Source organism: Embleya sp. NPDC025285, from assembly GCF_055558835.1.
Genome location: NZ_JBVHLU010000027.1, coordinates 11,621 through 30,702, shown reverse-complemented (window position 1 = coordinate 30,702; position 19,082 = coordinate 11,621). Strand labels below are relative to the sequence as shown.

At 71.4% G+C, this 19,082-nt stretch carries 16 protein-coding genes; 12 read left to right on the top strand and 4 right to left on the bottom strand.

The window, feature by feature from the left end:
- Nucleotides 1-259: 259 nt before the first annotated feature.
- On the top strand, nt 260-964 hold the full coding sequence (gene fabG, locus ACZ4FV_RS19945; RefSeq protein ID WP_395862727.1) for a 3-oxoacyl-[acyl-carrier-protein] reductase: 705 nt from the start codon (nt 260-262) through the stop codon (nt 962-964).
- Nucleotides 965-968: 4 nt separating this feature from the next.
- Nucleotides 969-1,748 carry an enoyl-ACP reductase FabI gene (gene fabI, locus ACZ4FV_RS19940; RefSeq protein ID WP_395862729.1) on the top strand — a complete coding sequence of 260 codons (780 nt, stop codon included), beginning with the start codon at nt 969-971 and terminating at the stop codon, nt 1,746-1,748.
- A gap of 200 nt (nt 1,749-1,948) precedes the next feature.
- Here fabI and ACZ4FV_RS19935 read toward each other — a convergent pair whose 3' ends face one another.
- Nucleotides 1,949-2,254 (bottom strand): hypothetical protein, encoded by a 306-nt coding sequence (locus ACZ4FV_RS19935; protein WP_395862731.1) that lies wholly within the window; start codon nt 2,252-2,254, stop codon nt 1,949-1,951.
- A gap of 418 nt (nt 2,255-2,672) precedes the next feature.
- On the opposite strand from ACZ4FV_RS19935, the gene ACZ4FV_RS19930 reads away from it, so the two are divergent.
- On the top strand, nt 2,673-5,024 hold the full coding sequence (locus tag ACZ4FV_RS19930; protein WP_395862733.1) for an MMPL family transporter: 2,352 nt from the start codon (nt 2,673-2,675) through the stop codon (nt 5,022-5,024).
- Between the two features lie 232 nt (nt 5,025-5,256).
- A complete protein-coding gene (locus ACZ4FV_RS19925) occupies nt 5,257-5,772 on the top strand; it encodes a SixA phosphatase family protein (RefSeq protein WP_395862735.1) in 516 nt (171 codons plus the stop codon).
- 106 nt (nt 5,773-5,878) lie between these two features.
- On the opposite strand, the gene serB is transcribed toward ACZ4FV_RS19925, so the two are convergent.
- Together serB and ACZ4FV_RS19915 are read right to left on the bottom strand one after the other, a co-directional pair.
- The gene (gene serB / locus ACZ4FV_RS19920; protein WP_395862737.1) at nt 5,879-7,063 is read right to left on the bottom strand and encodes a phosphoserine phosphatase SerB; all 1,185 of its coding nucleotides are present in this window, start codon (nt 7,061-7,063) and stop codon (nt 5,879-5,881) included.
- An 86-nt stretch (nt 7,064-7,149) separates the two neighbouring features.
- Entirely contained in the window at nt 7,150-8,784 is a 1,635-nt protein-coding gene (locus tag ACZ4FV_RS19915) for a streptophobe family protein (protein WP_402231590.1), read from the bottom strand.
- Between the two features lie 384 nt (nt 8,785-9,168).
- On the opposite strand from ACZ4FV_RS19915, the gene ACZ4FV_RS19910 reads away from it, so the two are divergent.
- Nucleotides 9,169-11,700, top strand: a complete 2,532-nt coding sequence (locus tag ACZ4FV_RS19910; RefSeq protein ID WP_402231588.1) for an FHA domain-containing protein — start codon at nt 9,169-9,171, stop codon at nt 11,698-11,700.
- Nucleotides 11,701-11,736: 36 nt separating this feature from the next.
- On the opposite strand, the gene ACZ4FV_RS19905 is transcribed toward ACZ4FV_RS19910, so the two are convergent.
- Nucleotides 11,737-12,513, bottom strand: coding sequence for a hypothetical protein (locus ACZ4FV_RS19905; protein WP_402231586.1), 777 nt, complete (start codon nt 12,511-12,513; stop codon nt 11,737-11,739).
- Nucleotides 12,514-12,684: 171 nt separating this feature from the next.
- On the opposite strand from ACZ4FV_RS19905, the gene ACZ4FV_RS19900 reads away from it, so the two are divergent.
- The 7 genes from ACZ4FV_RS19900 to ACZ4FV_RS19870 all read left to right on the top strand — a co-directional run bounded on the left by ACZ4FV_RS19900 (nt 12,685) and on the right by ACZ4FV_RS19870 (nt 19,077).
- Nucleotides 12,685-13,497, top strand: coding sequence for an ABC transporter ATP-binding protein (locus ACZ4FV_RS19900; protein ID WP_395862745.1), 813 nt, complete (start codon nt 12,685-12,687; stop codon nt 13,495-13,497).
- Between the two features lie 92 nt (nt 13,498-13,589).
- Nucleotides 13,590-13,997: an NfeD family protein gene (locus tag ACZ4FV_RS19895; protein ID WP_395862808.1), complete on the top strand. Its 408-nt coding sequence runs from the start codon at nt 13,590-13,592 to the stop codon at nt 13,995-13,997.
- Between the two features lie 117 nt (nt 13,998-14,114).
- Nucleotides 14,115-15,245 (top strand): SPFH domain-containing protein, encoded by a 1,131-nt coding sequence (locus ACZ4FV_RS19890; RefSeq protein ID WP_395862747.1) that lies wholly within the window; start codon nt 14,115-14,117, stop codon nt 15,243-15,245.
- A gap of 98 nt (nt 15,246-15,343) precedes the next feature.
- Nucleotides 15,344-16,114, top strand: coding sequence for a sulfite exporter TauE/SafE family protein (locus ACZ4FV_RS19885; protein ID WP_395862749.1), 771 nt, complete (start codon nt 15,344-15,346; stop codon nt 16,112-16,114).
- 77 nt (nt 16,115-16,191) lie between these two features.
- Nucleotides 16,192-16,380, top strand: coding sequence for a DUF1272 domain-containing protein (locus ACZ4FV_RS19880; RefSeq protein WP_395862751.1), 189 nt, complete (start codon nt 16,192-16,194; stop codon nt 16,378-16,380).
- Nucleotides 16,381-16,508: 128 nt separating this feature from the next.
- Nucleotides 16,509-17,477, top strand: coding sequence for a cobalamin biosynthesis protein (locus ACZ4FV_RS19875; protein WP_402231583.1), 969 nt, complete (start codon nt 16,509-16,511; stop codon nt 17,475-17,477).
- Nucleotides 17,478-17,565: 88 nt separating this feature from the next.
- Nucleotides 17,566-19,077 carry a cobyric acid synthase gene (locus ACZ4FV_RS19870; RefSeq protein WP_402231581.1) on the top strand — a complete coding sequence of 504 codons (1,512 nt, stop codon included), beginning with the start codon at nt 17,566-17,568 and terminating at the stop codon, nt 19,075-19,077.
- Nucleotides 19,078-19,082: the final 5 nt, after the last annotated feature.

The following is a 19,082-nucleotide window of genomic DNA, read 5'->3' as shown; positions in this document are numbered from 1 at the left end:
GGTCCGCTGGTCGGACGGGTCTTGCGCCCGGACAACCGGAACGAAACCTGCCGCGCGCAGGCCGGCCGGATTCGGTCGGTGGAGCCGATGATTCCGCTTCCCGCCGGCTCTTGTCGGGTTCCCACAACTATCGGTCCGCGGACGCTGTCCCGGACCGGATTCCCCTTACCCCGGGGTAGCCCGATAGCGTCATCGTGACGCAAGCCGACGGCCTGCGCGCGCGCATCCACAGGACGTCCGAGGACAAAGGAGTGATCCGTTGAGCCGGTCCGTACTGGTCACGGGAGGAAACCGGGGCATCGGCCTGGCCATCGCCCGGGCCTTCGCCGCCGACGGCGACAAGGTCGCGATCACGTATCGCTCCGGCGAGCCCCCGGAGGGCCTGCTCGGAGTGCGGTGCGACATCACCGACGGCGAGCAGGTCGAGCAGGCGTTCAAGGAGATCGAGGCCACGCACGGCCCGGTCGAGGTGCTGATCGCCAACGCGGGCATCACCCGCGACACGCTGTTGCTGCGGATGAGCGAAGAGGACTTCACCAGCGTCGTCGACACCAACCTGACCGGCACGTTCCGGGTGGTCAAGCGGGCGAGCAAGGGCATGCTGCGGGCCCGCAAGGGTCGCATCGTGCTGATCTCGTCCGTGGTCGGGCTGCTCGGCTCGGCGGGCCAGGCCAACTACGCGGCCTCCAAGGCCGGTCTGGTCGGCTTCGCCCGCTCGATCGCGCGCGAGCTGGGGTCGCGCAACATCACCACGAACGTGGTGGCGCCCGGCTTCGTCGACACCGCGATGACCGAGGTGCTCGGCGAGGAGCGCAAGGCGCAGATCCTCAAGGAGATCCCGCTCGCGCGGTACGCGGACGTGGACGAGGTCGCCGGCGTGGTCAAGTTCCTGACCTCGGACGCCGCGTCGTACATCACCGGAGCCGTCATCCCTGTGGACGGCGGACTTGGAATGGGGCACTGAACTCATGGGCGACCTGCTTGCGGGCAAGCGCATTCTCGTCACCGGCGTCATCACCGACGCCTCGATCGGCTTCCACGTCGCCAAGCGGGCCCAGGAGGAGGGCGCCGAGGTCGTACTGACCGGATTCGGCCGGCTCTCGCTGGTCAACCGGATCGCGAACCGGCTGCCCAAGCCGGCCCCGGTGATCGAGCTCGACGTGCAGAACCCCGAACACCTCGCGGCGCTCGCGGACAACGTGCGCGCGCACGTGCCCTCGCTCGACGGCGTCGTGCACTCGATCGCGTTCGGACCCAAGGACGCGCTCGGGGGCAACTTCCTCAACACCGAGTGGGCCGACGTGGCCACGGCCGTGCAGGTCTCGGCGTACTCGCTGAAGTCGCTGACGATGGCCTGTCTGCCGCTGATCGAGGCGAACAAGGGCGCCGGCGGCTCGGTCGTCGGCCTCGACTTCGACGCGCAGGTGGCGTGGCCGGGCTACGACTGGATGGGTGTCGCCAAGGGCGCGCTCGAGTCGACCTCGCGCTACCTGGCCAAGTACCTGGGTGAGAAGAACATCCGGGTCAACCTGATCTCCTCGGGCCCGGTCAAGACGATGGCCGCGAACAGCATCCCCGGCTTCGAGAAGTTCGAGGGTGTCTGGAACGAGAAGGCGCCGCTGGGTTGGGACCTGCGCGACGCGGACCCGGCCGCCCGGGGCGTGTGCGCGCTGCTGTCCGACTGGTTCCCCAAGACCACCGGCGAGATCATCCACGTCGACGGCGGCCTGCACGCCATCGGCGCGTAGCCGGATCACCGCGCGGCCGCGCCGCCGGGCATCATCCTCGGCGGCGCAACCGATCCACTCCGCAGCCCGATCGCCCGACCCGACAGGGTCGCGGCGGTCGGGCTGTGTCGTAGGGGCCGCGGGATCGGGACGGGTGCGTCGCCGCCGGTGGGACCGCGGCCCTGTTCGGGAGCGGCACGGGTGGGCGGACGGAAAACCGATCAGCCGGTGGCGGCGGCGATCGTCGCGGCGATGCCGATCAGCACGGTGATCAGCAGCATGATGCCCAGGATGCCGCCGAGCTGCTTGGCGGAGGATTTGTTCGGGTCCGGCGGCGCCAGCACCGTCTGGCGGATCTCGTCGTCCGCGCCGGACGCGGCGGCCTCGGCGGCCTTGCGGGCGAGGATCTCGTTGCGCGCGTTCGACCGCGCGACTTCCTCCGCGTGGGTGCGCTCCTCGCGGGCCTTGCGAGCGGCCATGGCCCGCTCGTACCGCTCCTTGGAGGATTCGCCAGATGTAGCAGCCATGGGACCGAGTTTCGCAGACCCGCCCCGTCGGACCGACCGGCGGGGCGCGGCCGTGCCCCGGCGGGTGAACGCCCGTCGGCGCGGAGCCGGCCGGGCGGTGGGGAACTCCCCACCTCGCCCCGGGCGTTGTGCACACGTGTCGACCCTCGTCCGATGTGTCCTTCCCCCGACTGGCGTTGCCCGCGTTTGCGCAGGTCAGCGGATTGATCGCGGAAGCTTCCCCTTACACGCATCCCGATTTGCCCCGACTGGTCACCACGAGGCTCGTTCTCAGGGGTAGGGCCAGCCCTACTACGCAGGGGTGCCTGCCCCCCGATCAAGACACCTGTCCGCAGGATGTGACCCCCGGTTGCCCGCCAATACCTTTTTCCGTGTCGAGGAAACCCTCGGCCGACGGAGAACACAGGAGCGGGGACCAATGGCATCCAGGCGTAATCTCGCCGCCTCGATCGGTGGCTGGAGTGCACAGCATCGCAAGACGGCGGTATTCGGGTGGCTGCTGTTCGTGGTGCTCGCCGTCGTCATCGGCAACATGGCGGGGTCGCAGGAGATCACCAAGGTCGACCAGGGCGTGGGGGAGTCCGGGCGGGCCGCGCGGATCATCGACGAGGCGGGGATCAAGGAACCCGCCGGCGAGATGGTGCTGGTGCGCAGCGACACGCTGCCCGCCCTGGACCCGAGGTTCAGGGCCGCCGTCGACGACGTGATCAACCGCGTCAACGCCGTGCAGATCAAGGGCAACAAGGGTCCGGCGACGGAGCACATGCGCTCGCCGTACGAGGCCGAGGGGGGCCTGTCCGCGGACAAGCACTCGGCGCTCATCCAGTTCGACATGGCGGGTGAGGAGGACAAGGCCGTCGACAACATCCAGCCCGTGCTGGACGCGGTGGCCGAGGCCCGCAAGGCGCACCCCGACGTGGCGATCGAACAGTTCGGTGACGCCAGTGGCGACAAGTGGTTCGAGGACACCATCGCCAAGGACTTCACCCGGGCCGAATGGACCGCCGTTCCGCTCGCGCTCGGCATCCTGCTCGTCGCGTTCGGCGCCGTCGTCGCCGCCCTCCTGCCGGTGGCCCTCGCGTTGACCGCGTTCATCGCGGCCGGCGGCCTGCTCGCGCTGAGCAGCCACCTGATGCCCGTCGGCGACAACGCGCAGTCGGTGATGTTGCTGATCGGTTTGGCCGTCGGCGTCGACTACTGCATGTTCTACCTGCGCCGTGAGCGTGAGGAGCGGGCCAAGGGACGCGACCCGGAGACCGCGCTGCGGATCGCCGCCGCCACCTCCGGCCGGTCCGTGCTGATCTCCGGCATCACCGTCATGGTCGCGATGGCCGGCCTGCTCCTGTCCGGCATCAGCGAGTTCAAGTCGATGGCCTCCGCGACCATCCTGGTCGTGCTCACCGCGGTGCTCGGTTCGCTCACCGTGCTGCCCGCGATCCTGTCGATGCTGGGTGACCGGGTCGACCTGGGCAAGATCCCCGGGCTGGCCAAGATGCGCCGTCCCACCGAGGGCAGCAAGATCTGGGGCAAGATCCTGGGCGTCGTGCTCAACCGCCCCAGGGCCACCACGGTGCTCGCCGGCGGTCTGCTCGTCGCGCTGACCGTCCCGATGTTCGCCATGAAGACCTCCGAGCTGCCGATCGACAAGGAACTGCCGACCTCGCTGTCGATCGTGCAGACCTACCAGCACATCGAGAAGGCGTTCCCCGGTGGTCCGGCGCCCGCCCAGATCGTGGTCAAGGCGCAGAACCCGGACGACCCCAAGCTCGCCGCCGCGTTCGACAACCTGCGCCGCGAGGCGGTCGCCAGCGGTCGCATGCACGAGCCGATCGAGGTCGAACGCCAGGGCACCACCAACGTCTTCAAGGTCTCGGTCCCGCTCGCCGGCAGTGGCAACGACTCGACCAGCGACAAGGCCCTGTCCACGCTGCGCGACAAGATCATCCCGAACACGCTGGGCAAGCTGGACGGCGTGGACGCCCCGGTGACCGGTAACACCGCCGGCTCCAAGGACTTCAACGACAAGCTCGCCGACGCGCGGCTGCCGATCTTCGCCTTCGTGCTCGGCTTCGCCTTCCTGCTCATGCTGGTCTCGTTCCGCTCGATCGCCATCGCCGTCACCGCGATCGTGCTCAACCTGCTGTCGGTGGGTGCCGCCTACGGTGTGATGACGCTGGTCTTCCAGCACGGCTACGGCGACTTCCTGGTCGGCACGGACGCACCCGGCGCGGTCGTCTCCTGGATCCCGATGTTCCTGTTCGTGATCCTGTTCGGCCTGTCGATGGACTACCACGTGTTCGTGGTCTCGCGCATCCGTGAGGCCTACGACAAGGGCATGGACACCAAGTCGGCCGTGTCGCACGGCATCCGCACCACCGCGGGCGTGGTGACCAGTGCGGCGACGATCATGGTCGCGGTGTTCGCGGTCTTCGGCACCCTGTCGATGCAGTCGATGAAGCAGTTCGGTGTCGGTCTGGCGGTCGCGGTCCTGCTGGACGCGACGATCATCCGCGGTCTGCTGCTCCCGGCCGTGATGAGCCTGCTCGGCGACCACAACTGGTACCTGCCCCGCTGGCTGAACTGGCTGCCGCAGATGGACCACGGCGACGAGGCGGTCGAGGTGCCGGCCCCCGCCGGCCGGCCGGTTCCCGCGTACGCCGGGGCGAACGGCTACGCCTCGCCGGGCTACGAGCCGGCGCACCCGGGGACGACCGGATACGACGAGGGCGTGTCCCGGTCGCGCCGGATCCCGCAGCCGCCGGTCGGCTGACCCGAACCGGACCGCCGCTGGAGGGATCCTGGCGGTGACCACCCTGTAGATCCGAGCAAAGCGCGGGTCGGGACCGGATACTCGGTCCCGACCCGTCGTGCGTGTCGGCTCCACCGACGCGATCCGGCCGGCGCCGGCGGTCCCGTCGATGGTGTGCCCAGGTGCCGAATCAATCGTGTACCGAGGCGCCGACCCGCAGTGCACAAAGGCCGATGTCTGAGAGGCTGAACCCATGGCATCCCACCGACAGCGCAATCTTGTGGTGATGAGGCACGCGAAGGCCGAGTGGCCCGACGGGCCGGACCACGAGCGACCCCTCGCCGAACGCGGCCGCAAGGACGCCGCCGAGACCGGGCACCGGCTGCTCGACCAGGGCATCACCCCCGATCTGGTGGTGTGCTCGCCGGCCGTACGCACCCGGGAGACCTGGCGTCTCGTGGGCAAGGTCTACGACCACAAGCCGCACACGATCTACGACGAGCGGGTGTACGAGGCGAGCGCGCAGGCGCTGCTGTACCTCGTCCAGGAGACCCCCGACGAGGTCGACACGCTGCTGCTGATCGGGCACAACCCCGGCGTGGCCACGCTGGTCAACGCGTTGGCGGGCAGCGGCGAGGACGACACGCTGGTCCGGCTCCGGGAGAAGTACCCGACCTCGGCCGTGTCGGTGCTGAGCCTGCACACTCCGTGGGCCGATCTTCGGGAGCGCTCGGCGCACCTGACCAGGTTCACCACGCCGGAGTCCTGACCCGCCGCGAAAAAAGCGGTGCCTCGAGACACCGCCTCGAACGCCGGACGGCCGCACTCGGCCCGTCCGGCGTTCGACGTCGCGGGACGCGTGTCCCGGTTCGGCGCTACACGTCGGCGGCGTCGGCCGCCTCGATCTCGTCGCGGGTGACGCCGAGCAGGAACAGCACGGTGTCCAGGAACGGCACGTTGACCGCCGTGTCGGCGGCCTCGCGGACCACCGGCTTCGCGTTGAAGGCCACGCCCAGACCCGCGGCGTTGAGCATGTCCAGGTCGTTCGCGCCGTCGCCGATGGCCACCGTCGCGGTCAGCGGGACGCCCGCCTCGGCCGCGAAGCGGCGCAGCAGTCGGGCCTTGCCCGCCCGGTCCACGATTTCGCCGACCACGCGCCCGGTGAGCCTGCCGTCCACCACCTCGAGGGTGTTGGCCGCGCTGTAGTCGAGCCCGAGCCGCTCCACCAGCGCGTCGGTGACCTGGGTGAACCCGCCCGAGACGATGCCCACCTGGTAGCCGAGCCGCTTGAGCGTGCGGACCAGGGTGCGCGCGCCGCGGGTGAGCACGACCTGCTCGCGGACCTTGTCTATGGCGTCCTCGTCCAGCCCGGCCAGCAGTGCCACCCGAGCGTGCAACGACTCGGCGAAGTCCAACTCGCCGCGCATCGCGGCGGCGGTCACCTCGGCCACCTGGTCCAGGCAGCCGGCGTGTTCGGCCAGCAGTTCGATCACCTCGCCCTGGATCAGGGTCGAGTCGACGTCCATCACGATCAGCCGCTTGGCCCGGCGGCGCAGCCCGGCGGGCTGGACCGCGATGTCCACCCGGCGCTCGGCGGCCTCGGTGGCCAGTTCCAGGCGCAGCTTGTCCGTCTCGACGCCGGAGACCTGGAGCTCGATCGCGGTCACCGGGTACTTGGCGAGGCGGAAGATCCGGTCGATGTTGGCGCCGGTGGCCGCGATCCGGTGCGCTATCCCGGCGAAGGCGGTGGCCTCCAGCGGGTGGCCCAGGACGGTGACGTGCGAGCGGCCCTCGCCGCGCGGGCGGTTGTCGCCGACGCCGGAGAGGATCTCCGCCTCCAGCCGCTCGCCGTCCGCCCAGCGGTGCACGCCGGCCCGCAGCCGGCCCTCGTCGGCCGGCGTGGTGATCAGGACGCACAGCGTGAGCCGGCCCCGGGTGACGGTCTGCTCGACGTCGACGACCTCGACGGAGTGGCCGGCCAGGATCTCGAAGAGGCTCGACGTCACCCCCGGCCGGTCCTTGCCGAAGATCTTGACGAGAAGAGTGCGCGGCGCATTCATGATGCTTCACGGTACCGGCCGTTCGATGGCACACGCGTCGCCGGTCCACGGTACGAACACCGGCGCAGGGCCCGCGCCGGTCGGATCTACCCAGGCCAGGGGCCCGACCGGGTCGGACCCTGCGGATCGGGCGGGGACGGCGGGCGGTACGCCGGGGCGGGTCTGTTCGAGTGCGGCGGGCCGGGCGGCGCGGGTGCGCCGGGGGCGGGCGGAGGTGTCGACGGGGGCCGGGAGGCGGGTCGGTCCTGCGGGTATGGCGCGCCCTGCGGGTACGGCCGAGGCGAGCCGGGCGGCGCGGCGTGGGTGGGTCGCGGCGGACCCGCGGCCGGCGGCGCGCCGGCGGGGTCGGTCCTGCGGTAGCGCACCCAGTCCGCGACCGCGCCGCCGATGAAGCCCGCGCACGCGCCCCACAGCAGGCCGAGCAGCACGGTCCACAGGTAGTCCGCGTGCAGCGACACCGACGCGCCCGGGGACATCACCCCGCCGAGGACGGTCACCGCGACCTTGAGCTGGAGCTCCATCAGGTAGGAGATCACCAGCAGGCCGCCGGCGAGGGCGACCGCGAAGCGCCACGCGTGCTGATGCGGACGCACCGAGGCCGGCGCGCGCATGGCCATCACGGTCGCGCCGAGCAGCAGGAGCAGCGCGGAGAACAGCGGTACGAACCACGCGCGCGAGTCCAGCTCCGCCAGCCGGTCGATTCGGATCGGCAGGCCCTCCCCGGCGGAGGCCTTGACCAGTTTGCCCAGCGGGCCGGGCAGACCGAAGGAGAAACCGCCGAACTCGGTGGGCGCGCTGCTGGTGGCCTTCCACGGGATGCCCAGGCCGAGCGAGGCGAGCAGCCAGACCGCGTTGGGCAGCGCGAACAACATGCCGCCGATCATCCGCTTGGGCGCGGGCGCGGCGGCGGCCACGAACGGGGTGCCCACGATCCCGGCGACCACCGCGGTGATCAGCACCGCGAGCAGACCGGCGACCGGGGCCCGCAGTACCGCGCGGTGCCGCAGCCACTTGAGCGGGAGCGGCCCGCGCGCGGACACCGCGACGGCGGCCACCAGGGTGATCAGCAACCACAGTGCGCCGAAGACCAGGGTGCCGCTCACGTCGGTCTCGAACCTGGCCGCCGCGCCCAGGTCGAAGATGCCCATCAGGTCCTGGGCGCCGCCGACCTGAGAGACGAACTGCTGGATCGGCAGCGAGTGTTCACCCGTCGACACCACCACGCCGAGTGCGGCCATGGTGAACACCAGGACCCGCACACCGTGCACGACCAGGTCCAGCGCGCCGATCACCAACCGGTGGCGGAGCGGGCGCAGGAACAACCAGCCCAGCACCAGCGCGCCGATCAGGCCGATGCCGAGCAGCATGATGTCGACCTTGCCGCTGCCCTGGGCGAGTGAGATGTCGCCGGTGAGTTGGCTGAGGATGTCGTTGCCAGGGGTGCCCTGTTCGGTCCCCTCGAGGTCGACGGTGCCGCCGACGGCCAGCGCGATCACCGCCGCGACCAGCGCGGGCATCGTGCCCGACCCCAGGTCGTCCGCGCCGAGCAGCCACAGCGCCACCCACGCGGCGACGGCCATCGCGACGAACGCCGCGAGCACCGCGCCGAGCGCGTGCAGCCAGGGCGCCACGCCGCCCCAGGGGGCGGGTCCGGCCGGTGGTCGGGCCGGAGGCGGATCGTGTTGCCGCGGTGCGTTGTGCTGCTGCTGGTTCCAGGACACGACCGCTCCTGTCACGTGCGACCCGGCTGCCGGTTGAGCGGGACAAACTCGACTATCGAGCGCCCCGACCCGCGCGTCAACGGATTCGGCCGGACTGCCACCCGTGCGGACGGCGGAAGTCGGCGCCCGACCGGCGGTTACGCACGGCCATGTTTCAGTGGCGGATGGTCACGATTGCGGCAGATCTTCGACTCGACGATATGAATGCAAAGATCCGATCGATGGATGATCGGAGGAGATCACACCCGATTCGGAGAAGTTGATGTTGTAATCCCCCTTCGGAGTGGTTCGGTGCCCTTCCGGATGAGAAAGGCTGCCCGCGAGGCCCGCGCGTCCCTACACTCTCGAAGAGTGGGGGACAGCTATACGCCAGAAGGACCGGCAGTGCCGCACCTGACCGTCGGCACCAGCGCCGGAGCACCCGTGATCCTGGATCCCGGGCGGGAACACGTCGTCGGCCGCGACCCGTCCTGCGCGATCGTGCTCGACGACCGCCGGGTGTCGCGCCAACACGCGATCCTGCGGGTGGGGCCCGACGGCTGGGAGTTCGTCGACACCAACAGCGTCAACGGCTCGTGGGTGCGCGGCAATCGGGTGCACCGCGTGGTCGTCGGCCGAGGCTGCGAGGTGCTGCTCGGCGACCCGGACGACGGCGACCCGCTGCGCCTGGCCCCGGAGTCGAGTGTCACCGAGGTGGTGCCGCCGCGGCCGGCCCACCACGACCACGTACAGATCCCCGAGCCGCCGCGCCGGAGCGAACCGCCGCCGCGCCGCGCCGAACCCCCGCGCCGGGTCGAACCGCCGTATGTGCCCGAGCCGCCCCGGCAAGTCTCCGAGCCGGCACGCCCGTTGGGCCGCGCGCAGATCGGCGCCGGGCCGCACGCGGATCCGCGCCCGAGCGTGGACCGGGCGCCGAGCATGGTCATCCCGCTCCCGGTGCGCACCCTGCGGATCGGCCGCGCGCTGGACAACGACCTGGTGCTCACCGACCTGATGGTCTCCCGGCACCACGCCGAATTGCGCACCACGCCCGGCGGCCGGCGCGAGATCGTCGACCTCGGCAGCCACAACGGCACCTTCCTCAACGGTCAGCCGATCGAGCGCGCGCTGCTGGGCGAGGCGGACCTGGTCGGCATCGGGCACGCCACGTTCCGGCTGGACGGGCAGGAACTACGCGAGTTCATCGACACCGGCGAGGTCTCGCTGGAGGTGCAGAACCTCACCGTCACGGCGGGCAAGCGGGTCCTGCTCGACAACGTCTCCTTCCCGCTCGCCGAGCGCAACCTGCTTGCCATCGTCGGCGGTTCGGGCGCGGGCAAGTCCACCCTGCTCGGCGCGCTCACCGGCAGCCGGCGAGCCGCCAGCGGCAAGATCCTCTACGACGGCCGCGACCTGTACGCGAACAACGCCGAACTGCGCCAGCGGATCGGCCTGGTTCCGCAGGACGACATCCTGCACGCCCAACTCACCGCGCGCACCGCGCTGCGCTACGCCGCGCAACTGCGCTTCCCCGAGGACACCGAGGCGGCCGAGCGCGAGCGCCGGGTCGAGGAGGTGATCGGCGAGCTGAGCCTGGACAAGATGCCGCGCGGCGCCACGGCGCCGTACGCCGACACCAAGGTCAGCAGCCTCTCCGGCGGTCAGCGCAAGCGGGTGAGCGTCGCCGTCGAACTGCTCACCAAGCCCTCCGTGTTGTTCCTGGACGAGCCGACGTCCGGCCTGGACGAGGGCCTGGAGCGCTCGGTGATGGAGAAACTGCGCGAACTCGCCGACGACGGCCGTACGGTCATCGTGGTCACGCACAGCACCCGCAGCCTGAACGTCTGCGACCGCGTGCTGGTGCTCGCCCCGGGCGGTCGGATCGCCTTCTTCGGACCGCCGGACGAGGCGCTGCCGTTCTTCGGCAAGGGCGACTGGCCCGAGGTCTTCAAGATGTTCGACGACGAGCCGGACCGCGACTACGAGGGTCCGTTCCGGCGCTCCGAGTTGTACGGGCGGTACATAGAGGTCGGCCGCGATCGCGCGCACGCCGTGCAGGGCGATCGGCCCCAGGCCAAGCCGCCGAAGCCGCAGGGCTGGTTCTCCCAGCTGACCACGCTGTCCCGGCGCTACCTCGCGGTGATCTCCTCGGACCGCAAGTACCTGGCGCTGTTGGCGATAGCACCGCTGTTCCTGGGGATGTTGTGCCGGGTGATCCCCGGCAAGCTGGTCAGCCCGGAGGGATCGCCGCCGGGCTCGAACCAGGAGGCGACCACCAAGCTGCTCGTGCTGTTCGTGATCAGCGGTCTGATGGGCACCGCCACGGCGGTCAACGAGCTGATCAAGGAACGCGCGATCTACCGGCGCGAACGCAGCGCCGGGCTCTCGGTGTCCGCCTATCTCGGCTCCAAGATCATCGTGCTCGGACTGATCTCCGCGATCCAGGGCGTGGTGCTCACCGCGGTTGCGCTGGTCGGTCAGAAGTTGCCCGCCGAGGGTGTGGTGATCAGCCCGCCGATCATCGAGATCGGCATCGCGGTGGTGCTGTCCGCGATAGCGGCGATGGCGGTGGGCCTGGTGGTCTCCGCGTCGATCGGCAGCGCGGAGCTGGCGATGCCGCTGCTTGTGGTCATCGCGATCGTGCAAGTGGTGCTGTGCGGCGGCCTTTTCCCGCTCAACGGCAAGGCCGGCATCGAGCAGGTCTCCTGGCTGGCCCCGGCCCGCTGGGCCTTCGCCGCGGCCGGCAGCACGATAGATCTGGCCACCCAACTGCCGCGCAAACCCGGCGAGTCCCCGGATCCGCTGTGGAAGCACGACCCGAAGGTCTGGTACCGCAACATCGGCATCCTGGCCGGCCAGATCGCGGTCTACGGCCTGATCGCCCTGCTGATGCTCCGCCGCCTCGACCCGAAGACCAAGCGCAAGCGCGGCAGCTGAAGCGTGCTCCACGCGCTGCGCGCGTCTCGTGTCCGCTCAGGCGCGGTCGGGCTCCAGGGCCGCGCCGTACGCCGCCACCATCGCCCGGCGGCAGGCCCGCTCCAGCGGCGCGAGCGCGCCGAGCCGCGCGGACATCTCGGCCGCGCTGACCGCCGCGCCGTCCTCGGCGCAGGCCACGCTCAGTACCGCGTGGATCCGGCGGGCCTGGTCGAGCACCCGGCCGGCCCGACCGGGATGCCCCGGCGCGACCCGGGTGTCCGAGTCCTTGCGGTACAGCCCGGCCAGGGCACGTTGCGCGGCCGGACCGCTGCCCGCCACGTCGAGCCGGGTCAGGTCCTCGACGGCGTCCCGCATCGCCTCGGCCAGCTCGCGCTCCGCCTCGGCCAGGAACGGCCCCTGAGCGGGCCGGTCGCTCACCTCGAGCATGCGCCACGCGACCCGCACCGTCGCGTCGCCGTCGGTGCCGTGCCGGGTCACCTCGGGCACCAGGCCGTACGCGACGTCCGGCGCGCCGACCGTGATGGCCGTCTCGCCGGCGTCCAGGGCGAGGTCGTTGAACGCGGGCGGGCCGGGCAGCGCCAGCGGATCGCCCGCCACCGGCAGGGCCAATCGCAGACCGGTCACGCCCAGCGCGCGCAGCCGACCCAGGGCCAGCGACAGGCCGACCGGCACACTCTCGCCGGGCACACCCGTCACCCGATGCGGTTCGTCCGTTCCGACGATCTCGGACACCGCGTCGTCCGGCGGAACGTGCCCGGCCAACAGGGCATTGCCCCATGCGACGAGAAGTCCGGAGCGAGGTTCGGCAAGCATGCGGACAAGCCTAAGGGGCGTCACAACGCTCCCGGACACGACCGGAGGCGGCTCGGTGTCATAGGTTTCTCCCGGACCGGGTGCAACAACGCGGACCACGGAGCGAGGCGGCGATCCCACACAAGGGGATGCCGCCCGGCGGCGTAGCGCACGATGGGGAGCTGGCAGGCGATGAGCGACGTTCTCGAACTGGTTGACGTATCGGTGGTGCGCGACGGTCGCCCTCTGGTGGACCAGGTCACCTGGTCGGTCGCGGAAGGCGAACGCTGGATCGTCGTCGGACCCAACGGCGCGGGCAAGACCACCCTGTTGCAATTGGCGTCCACCTATCTGTTCCCCACCACCGGCGCCGTCGCGGTACTGGGCGAGAAGCTCGGCACGGTCGACGTGTTCGAACTGCGCCCGCGCGTGGGCATGGCCTCGGCCGCGCTCACCGACAAGCTGCCCCGGCGCGAGCGGGTGCTGGACATCGTGCTCACCGCGGCCTACGGGATGACCGCCAAGTGGCACGAGCGCTACGACGCCGAGGACGAGCAGCGCGCCCGCCGACTGCTCGACCAACTCGGCATGGCCGAATACGTCGACCGCCGCTTCGGCACCCTGTCCGAGGGCGAGCGCAAGCGGGTACAGATCGCCCGCGCGTTGATGACCGACCCCGAACTGCTGCTCCTGGACGAGCCGGCCGCCGGTCTGGACCTGGGCGGGCGCGAGGACCTGGTCCGCCGGCTCGGCACGCTGGCCGCCGACCCGTACGCGCCGTCGATGATCCTGGTGAGCCACCACGTCGAGGAGATTCCGCCCGGCTTCACGCACATCCTGATGATCAGTCAGGGACGGGTGCTCGCGGCCGGCCCGATCGCCGACACGCTCAACTCGCGCAACCTCTCGCACTGCTTCGGCCTGCCGTTGATCGTCGAGCAGCAGTACGGGCGTTGGTCCGCGCGCGGCCTGCCGATGCCGGAGGCGCCGGAAGCGCAGGGCTGACCCCGGGCGCGCGTTCGGCGCTGATCGTTTCGGCCGAGAACCGCCTGCTGCCCGACGCGCCCACGATCTACGATGAACACGTGGACGCATGGATGTGGTGGCTCATCGCGGTCGGGGCGTTCGGCATCTTCGGCGTGCTCACCTCCTTCGTGGAGATGGGCATGTTCGCGGTCGGCGCCGCCGCGGCCGCCGCGGCGGCCGGACTCGGCGGCAACTTCCTGATCCAGTCCGTCGTGTTCGCGGTCGTCTCAATCGCGCTGCTCGTGTTCGTGCGACCGATCGTGGTCCGGCACGACAACACGCCCGGAGCACGCACCGGCATCGAGGCGCTCAAGGGCACCAGCGCCGTGGTGCTGGAACGCGTGGACGAGCACGGTGGCCGGATCAAGCTCAACGGCGAGGTCTGGTCCGCCCGCAGCCTGGACGCGACCGCCGTGTTCGAGCCCGGCAGCCGGGTGGACGTCGCGGACATCGTGGGCGCGACCGCCGTGGTGATGTGAGACCCGGATCGTTGCGCCAACCGTGTTGACGCCCCACGCCGGCCCGCGAACCCCTACGCTCGAACCAGCCTTGGAATTCGAAGGCAGCCACAGGCAAGCAGGACCTCGGGAGAGATCGTGAAGGCCACCGCCGTCATCGTCCTGGTCGTACTCGTACTGCTGGTGGTCGTCGCCCTGGTCAAGACGGTCAAGGTGATCCCCCAGGCGAGTGCCGCCATCGTGGAGCGATTCGGGCGCTACACCCGCACGCTGCACGCCGGACTCAACATCCTCGTACCGTTCATCGACCGCATCCGGCAGATGATCGACCTGCGTGAACAGGTCGTTCCCTTCCCGCCGCAACCGGTGATCACCGAGGACAACCTCGTCGTTCAGATCGACACCGTCATCTACTTCCAGGTCACCGACCCGCGCGCGGCCACCTACGAGATCGCCAACTACATCCAGGCGATCGAGCAACTCACCATCACCACGCTGCGCAACATCATCGGTGGCATGGACCTCGAACAGACGCTCACCTCGCGCGAGGAGATCAACGCGGGGCTGCGCGGCGTGCTCGACGAGGCGACCGGCCGCTGGGGCATCCGGGTCAACCGGGTCGAGCTCAAGGCGATCGAGCCGCCGCCCTCCATCCAGGACTCGATGGAGAAGCAGATGCGCGCCGAGCGGGACAAGCGCGCGGCGATCCTGACCGCCGAGGGCCACCAGCGCTCGCAGGTGCTCACCGCCGAAGGCGACAAGGAAGCCGCCGTGCTGCGCGCCGAGGGTGAGCGCCAGGCCGCGGTGATCCGGGCCGAGGGTGAGGCGCGCGCGATCGAGACCGTCTTCGAGGCGATCCACGCCGGCGAGGTGGACAACAAGCTCCTCGCCTACCAGTACCTCCAGATGTTGCCGAAGATCGCCGAGGGCAGCTCCAACAAGCTGTGGATCCTGCCCAGCGAGGTCACCCGTGCCCTGGAGGGCATCGGCGACGCGGTCGGCAACCTGTCCCAGAACGGCTCCGGCCCGGCCCACCGGGTACCGCAGGTGCCGGTCGAGGAGGAGCCGGCCTGGCCCGGTTCGGGTACCTCCACGGCGCCGGTCCGCAAGCCGCCGGCCGGCAACGGCGCCTCCACGCCGCCGCGCCCGCCCGCCGACCCGCCGACCATTCCGGCCCAGCCGCCGATCGAGCCGCAGCGCCGCGGCACCCCGCCGGCCGGCGACGTGGAACCCCCGCACATCGAGCGCGGTCACCGACCACAACGTTGAGGTCGAGTCGCGGGCTGCGATGATCACTGGCGTTACGGCCACGGGGGGAAGCTCGATGTCCTCCCGACGCCAGGATCATCGCGGCGAAGCGGGTGGACATGGGCTGGTTGGAAGCTTTGGCGATCTTCGCCGCGGGCATCGCGGCCGGCGGGATCAACACGGTGGTCGGATCCGGCACGCTGATCACCTTCCCGGTACTGCTCGCCTTCGGCTACTCGCCGGTCACCGCCAACGTGTCGAACACGATCGGCCTGGTACCCGGGTCGATCAGCGGCGCGATCGGCTACCGCCGCGAACTCGCGGGCCAGCGGCCCAGGCTGATCCGACTCGGGGCGGCCTCGCTGCTCGGCGGGCTGGCCGGCGCGATCCTGCTGCTGACCCTGCCCGACGACGCGTTCAAGGCGATCGTGCCCGCGCTGATCGTGCTGGCGTTGGTGCTGGTGGTGCTGCAACCGCGGCTGGCCAAGCGACTCGCAGCCCGGCGTGCCGACAGCGGAGCGGGCGAGGAGGGCCCCCGCCACGGCGGTGTGCTGCTGTGGGTGGCCGTGTTCGCGACCGGCGTCTACGGCGGATACTTCGGGGCCGCGCAGGGCGTGCTGCTGCTCGCGCTGTTCGGCGTGTTCATCGCGGAGAACCTGCAACGCATGAACGCGGTCAAGAACGTGCTCGCCGGCATCGTCAACGGCGTCGCCGCGATCGTGTTCATGCTCGTCGCCGACGTCGCGTGGTGGGTGGTCCTACTGATCGCGCTCGGCTCGGTGATCGGCGGGCAGGTCGGCGCCAAGGTTGGCCGCCGGCTCCCGCCGACCGTGCTGCGGGCGGTGATCGTCGTGGTGGGTCTGATCGCGGTCGTCCGACTGCTGCTCTGAGGTCGTTCCGCCGCTGCCGCGAGGGCCGCTTTGGATACCCTGATCCTCCCGAACGGCACTACCGGGGAGGCGGCCCGATGGCCCTGGAGATGCGCGAGCAGTGCGAACGATGCGACGTGGCGCTCGCCGCGACGAGCCCGGCTCGGATCTGCTCGTACGAGTGCACCTTCTGCGAACCGTGCAGTGCCACGATGGACGACACGTGCCCCAATTGCGGCGGCGAACTGGTGCCCCGGCCGCGCCGCGCGGAACCGGCGCTGGGCTAGCCCAACGCACGCGTGGTCCCACGTCGTTCCGGAACCCCGGAGCGTCGAAGCCCGGGAGCCTCGAAGCCCGGCGCCCGGTGGTCGCACCCCGTCGAGGTGACGTCACGCCCCCGTGAAACGATGCCGGGATGCCCGCGCACGCGACTTCCACCGCTGTCGGCCTCGCCGCAGGCGTCCTCCTCGACGCCGCCTTCGGCGACCCCCGGCGCGGTCACCCCGTGGCCGGCTTCGGCGCCGTGGCCGGCCGGCTGGAACGGGCCATGCACGCCGACGACCGCGCGCGCGGCGTCGCCTACACCGCGCTGTGCGTCGGTGCCACCGCCACCCTCGGCCTGGGGCTGCGCCGCGCGATCGCCGGCCGGCCGCTCGCGACCATCGCGGTCACCGCCGGCTGCACGTGGGCCGTCCTCGGCGGCACCACCCTGCGTCGCGAGGCCCGAGTGATCGCCGCGCCGCTGGTGGCCGGCGACCTGCCCGCAGCCCGGGCCGCGCTGCCCCGCCTAGTCGGCCGCGACCCGGCTCGCCTGGACGACAAGGACATCGCCCGAGCCGTGGTCGAATCGGTCGCCGAGAACACCTCCGACGCCGTCGTGGCCCCGCTGTTCTGGGGCGCCGTCGCGGGCATCCCGGGCCTGCTCGGCTACCGCGCGATCAACACCCTCGACGCGATGGTCGGCCACCACACCCCGCGGCACGAGAACTTCGGCTGGGCCTCGGCCCGCCTGGACGACGCCGCCAACTGGCTGCCCGCGCGCCTGACCGGCCTGCTCACCGTCGCCGTCGCCCCGGTCGTCGGCGGCGACCGGGCCCGCGCGTGGGCCGTGCTGCGCCGCGACGGCGGCAGTCACCCCAGCCCCAACGCGGGCCGCTGCGAAGCCTCCGCCGCCGGCGCGCTGGACGTCGCGCTGGGCGGTCGCAACGTCTACGCCGGCCGCACCGAGGACCGCCCGCGACTGGGCGACGGCCCGCCGCCGAGCCCCACCGACATCGATCGCGCCAACCGGCTCTCCGCGACCGTCGGCCTGGGCGCCGCAGCGATGGCCGTCGCCTTCGTCGCCGCCCGCGCCGCGTGGCGCACCCGCAGGACACCTCGATGACCCGCGCCGCGCCGATCGTCGACCCCGTCGCCGACACCGGCCGGGACGTCGCCGGCCGCACGGCACCGCGTACCCGAAAGGCAACCCGATGAACGGCGCCCTCCTGGTGGCCGGCACCACCTCCGACGCGGGCAAGAGCGTCGTGGTCGCCGGACTGTGCCGACGGCTCGCGCGCGAGGGCGTCAAGGTCGCGCCGTTCAAGGCGCAGAACATGTCGCTCAACTCGATGGTCACCGCTGACGGCGCGGAGATCGGGCGCGCGCAGGCGATGCAGGCCGCCGCGGCGCGGATCGAGCCGGAGGCGGTGATGAACCCGGTACTGCTCAAGCCCGGTGGGCTGATGAGCAGTCAGGTCGTGCTGCTCGGCAAGCCGATCGCCGAGGTCGGCGCGCTGAACTACCGCGACCTGAAGCCGCGTCTGTTCGAGGCCGTGCTCGAGTCGCTGGCCGATCTGCGCTCGCGCTACGACGTGGTGGTGTGCGAGGGCGCGGGCAGCCCCACCGAGATCAACCTGCGCGACCGGGACATCACCAACATGGGTCTGGCCCGGGCGGCGAACCTGCCGGTGCTCGTGGTCGGCGACATCGACCGGGGCGGCATCTTCGCGTCCTTCTTCGGCACCCTCGCGCTGCTCTCGCGCGAGGACCAGGCACTCGTCTGCGGCTTCGTGATCAACAAGTTCCGCGGCGACGCCCGGCTGCTCGACCCGGCGCTGACCCGGATGCGCGAACTCACCGGGCGTCCGGTCCTGGGCGTGCTGCCGTTCCTGGGCGGCCTGTGGCTGGACGTGGAGGACTCGCTCGCCCTGGACGCCGACCGCGGCACCCCGGAACCGCCGCTCGGCGAAGACGTCCTGCGGGTCGCGGTGGTCCGGCTGCCCCGGATCAGCAACTTCACCGACATCGACGCGCTCTCCGTCGAACCCGGCGTCGTGGTCCGATTCGTGAGCACACCGGGCGAGATCGCCGACGCCGACCTGGTGGTCCTGCCCGGCACCCGCGCCACCGTCGCCGACCTGGCCTGGCTGCGCGAGCGCGGCCTGGACACCGCGCTGGCCCGACGCGCCGCCGAGGGCCGGCCCATGCTCGGGATCTGCGGCGGCTACCAGATGCTCGGGCACGAGATCCACGACGACGTGGAGAGCCGCGCGGGCACCGTGGCCGGGCTCGGCCTGCTCCCGGTCCGGATACGCTTCGCCGCCGCCAAGACGCTGGCCCGTCCACGCGGCTTCGCCGACGGCGAGCCGGTGAGCGCGTACGAGATCCACCACGGCGTCGTCGACGTCGAGGCGGGCGAGCCCTTGTTCACCGCCGCCGACGGCGGTGCGCTGGACGGCTGTCGGGTCGGCGCGGTGACCGGCACGTTGTGGCACGGCGCGCTGGAGAACGACGGCTTCCGCCGCGCTTTCCTGGCCCGGACGGCCGAGCTGACGGGCCGTCGGTTCGTCGTGTCGCCGGACACCTCGTTCGAGGCGGCCCGGCAGAGCCGCCTGGACGCGCTGGGCGATCTGGTCGCCGACCACCTCGACAACGCCGCGGTGGACCGCCTCATCACCGCGGGCGCTCCCCCCGGCCTGCCATTCGTACCCCCCGGCGCCTAGGTCCT

Bases quoted from the DNA above. Each gene is read 5' to 3' on its own strand.
- ACZ4FV_RS19895 (WP_395862808.1), top strand. From the start codon at position 13,590: ATGTGGTGGCTCATCGCGGTCGGGGCGTTCGGCATCTTCGGCGTGCTC.
- fabI (WP_395862729.1), top strand. From the start codon at position 969: ATGGGCGACCTGCTTGCGGGCAAGCGCATTCTCGTCACCGGCGTCATC.
- ACZ4FV_RS19885 (WP_395862749.1), top strand. From the start codon at position 15,344: ATGGGCTGGTTGGAAGCTTTGGCGATCTTCGCCGCGGGCATCGCGGCC.
- ACZ4FV_RS19870 (WP_402231581.1), top strand. From the start codon at position 17,566: ATGAACGGCGCCCTCCTGGTGGCCGGCACCACCTCCGACGCGGGCAAG.
- ACZ4FV_RS19875 (WP_402231583.1), top strand. From the start codon at position 16,509: ATGCCCGCGCACGCGACTTCCACCGCTGTCGGCCTCGCCGCAGGCGTC.
- ACZ4FV_RS19925 (WP_395862735.1), top strand. From the start codon at position 5,257: ATGGCATCCCACCGACAGCGCAATCTTGTGGTGATGAGGCACGCGAAG.
- ACZ4FV_RS19905 (WP_402231586.1), bottom strand. From the start codon at position 12,513: ATGCTTGCCGAACCTCGCTCCGGACTTCTCGTCGCATGGGGCAATGCC.
- serB (WP_395862737.1), bottom strand. From the start codon at position 7,063: ATGAATGCGCCGCGCACTCTTCTCGTCAAGATCTTCGGCAAGGACCGG.
- ACZ4FV_RS19880 (WP_395862751.1), top strand. From the start codon at position 16,192: ATGGCCCTGGAGATGCGCGAGCAGTGCGAACGATGCGACGTGGCGCTC.
- ACZ4FV_RS19930 (WP_395862733.1), top strand. From the start codon at position 2,673: ATGGCATCCAGGCGTAATCTCGCCGCCTCGATCGGTGGCTGGAGTGCA.
- ACZ4FV_RS19900 (WP_395862745.1), top strand. From the start codon at position 12,685: ATGAGCGACGTTCTCGAACTGGTTGACGTATCGGTGGTGCGCGACGGT.
- ACZ4FV_RS19935 (WP_395862731.1), bottom strand. From the start codon at position 2,254: ATGGCTGCTACATCTGGCGAATCCTCCAAGGAGCGGTACGAGCGGGCC.